The sequence below is a fragment of the Halomonas campaniensis genome (assembly GCF_002211105.1).
GTDB lineage: Bacteria > Pseudomonadota > Gammaproteobacteria > Pseudomonadales > Halomonadaceae > Vreelandella > Vreelandella campaniensis_A.
Map to the genome: position 1 here is coordinate 449,988 of NZ_JPUA01000034.1, position 2,477 is coordinate 452,464.

General features: G+C 61.8%; 3 protein-coding genes. All 3 read right to left on the reverse strand.

The annotated features are described in order from the left end of the window. Positions 1-1,159: DUF3375 domain-containing protein (locus JI62_RS14470; protein ID WP_088700818.1), on the reverse strand; the 1,159-nt coding region annotated here is incomplete at its 3' end. 219 nt (positions 1,160-1,378) lie between these two features. Next, positions 1,379-1,990, reverse strand: coding sequence for a cytochrome b (locus JI62_RS14475; protein ID WP_240513258.1), 612 nt, complete (start codon positions 1,988-1,990; stop codon positions 1,379-1,381). 4 nt (positions 1,991-1,994) lie between these two features. Next, the coding region (locus tag JI62_RS14480) for a siderophore-interacting protein (protein ID WP_141101337.1) at positions 1,995-2,477 on the reverse strand (483 nt) is incomplete at its 5' end.

Sequence of the window (2,477 nt, forward strand, 5' to 3'; positions counted from 1 at the left end):
TGATGTCCGCGGTTCCCTCCTCGAGCGGGGCCTGCTCGATACGCGGCTTGATGGGAGGGCTGAACAGCGGCCGATCCATGGGCAACTGGACGTCGGGGGCCGGTGCCTCCACGGCCATGAAAGGGGTGGTTGGTATGGCCTCGCGCACCGCCAGGGCGTGCTGCTCCAGCCCACGCAGCAGATCCATGATACGCCGGTTCTCCAGCCAGGCCTGGTCGTCCAGATAGCGTCGCAGCTGCTCGGAGAGCCGGGCCACGGTGCGCTGGGTCGCCTCCCTGGCGGTCAGCCAGTCGTAGTGGATGCGGCGCAGTCTCGGGTCGGGGTTCAGTTCAGCGACCGGCTTCAGCGCCAGGATCGACTCCAGCAGTTCGGTGAGCTCCTGCTGGCGGTCGGCGGACATCAGGAAGTCCCAAAAGGCACGAAAACTGCGGCCCTGGTCGGAATCGGTAATGGCATCACGCTGGCCGAGTACCTCCTCGAGTATCGCGGCCTTGCCGCCCTCCCAGGTGGCGATCCGCTCGCGTACCTGGCGGTCCAGGTCGCGAAAATTCTGCTCCACCTGGCGAAAGTCGGCGAGTAACGCCCGAGCCGTGTCGGTGGCCTGAAGAAAGCGCTCGCGTAGCCGCGTGGGATCCATAAACGCCATATGGCCGGCGCGAATCTCCTCAATCTCTGCGTCAATGGCGGCGCGGCGGCGGCTCAGTTCCGTAATTCGCGTCTCTGGATCCGTTTCGCTGTTCTGGGAGATGTCCCGCAGCAGATCGAAGACCAGCTTCAGCCGCGACTCAGCTCCCACGAAGGTGCGCTGTTCAAGCCCTGCCAGCCACTGCGCGGCTTGCTCGACGGCAGGTACCAGATCGTAATGCGGCTCGTCCGAATCGGCGGGAAAATAGCGCCGCAGCCAGCCGCGCTCATCGCTGGCCCAGGTATTCAGATACTCCCGCGCGGGTTTGGGAAAGTGTCCTTCGCCCAGCCCCAGGCGAAGGTGGAACAGATAGTCTTCCAGCGTCGCCGCCAGCTCCTGTTCCGGCAGGCTGCGCACATTGGGCTCGATAAAACTGCGATGCACGAAGGCAATGATCAGCGGCGCGTGGTCGGCTAGCAGCAGCCGCCAAGCGGGATGGTATTTACGTAGACTGGCGAGGTAGTCGTAGTCCATGCGGTCGAATCATGCTCTGTGAATACCCACCCATGTCCAGGCCGCACAGGGGGAACTAGGGAGCCTTGAACAGTTGGATTGAGATTCGTTGGATTATGCCTGACCTTAGGCCGCGCTTGCCACCCCAGCCAACCACGCAGCCGTTTGCGAGGGGATGAGTAGGCGGCAGTGTTGCGCTGTGCGCTACTCGAAAGCTGTGCGGCGGCTTTTTTCAACGCTTCACCGGCCCCTTGCCCCCACCATACGCGCCAGTACCCGGTCTTTGAGCCAGAAGCGATGCATCAGCGCCATCGCGATATGGCCGATGACTAATCCACATAGCAGCCACGAGAGCGGGCCGTGAAGGAGCTCGGCGGGGGCGACCATCCAGGTGATGTCGCGTTCCGCTTCGGGTAGCAGCTCCATGCCATAAAAGCGCAGCGCTCCACCGCGGCCATACTGGCGCAAAATGGCGAAAGCAGGCAGCCACAGCAGGAGCGCATAAAAAGTGATATGTACAAGGCGTGCTATGCGGCCATCCCATCCGAGCGGCTGCGGAGGACGCTGCTTGCGGTTGACCCATGCCCAGCCAAGGCGCGCCAGCGTCACGATCAGAATCATAAATCCTAATGAGCCGTGAGGCCCGATGCTCGCCAAGAACAGCGTGATAGCGTTTTCGCCCATTCCTCTCCAGGCCAGCAACACGGTAAATTGCAGCGTGACCAGCGCGGCGGTCAACCAGTGAAGTGTACGGCTGATCCGCCCATAGCAGTTGGGGCTGTCTCGCCAGCCAATAGGCGTTTGAGCTGGCTTGCTTGTGAGATCACTGTTTAATGCCGTGCTGTTTGCCATGCCTTTAACCATTGGCCTTGCCCTGGCGCCAGTAGCCCATGCTGGTGACGTACTGTTTGGGTAGCCCGCACTCGTTAACCAGGTAGCGGCGCAACTTCATGGCGACCTTGGTTTCAGCAGCTATCCAAGCGTAGAAGGGCGCGCTGTCATCCAGGGTGGCGGGTTCCCAGAGTGGGCCGTCCTCATCGTCGCTTTCGTCGTTGCTAGTGGCTGCCGTAGGCACGCCGCCTAGCGCTTGAATTTCCTTATGTAAATCAATATCGCGCACTGCTCTCATCAGCAGCTCACCGTGTTGGCAGCCGTGTTCAGCATCGCGGGCCAGCCAGTGCAGCTTAGCGGCTTGGGGCAGCGGCTGAACGTCGTCACTGCGAGGCACTTCGAACAGCGCTTCGACCCTGGGTTTGAGCGGCAGGTCATCAAGAGTTTCAAGAATGCCTGCGGCGGCGGGGAGGGCGGTTTCATCGGCGATGATCAGAATGCGGCGTAC

What these genes read in the sequence shown, in the direction of transcription:
- JI62_RS14475 (WP_240513258.1), bottom strand. Translation starts at nt 1,990, where the DNA reads ATGGCAAACAGCACGGCATTAAACAGTGATCTCACAAGCAAGCCAGCT.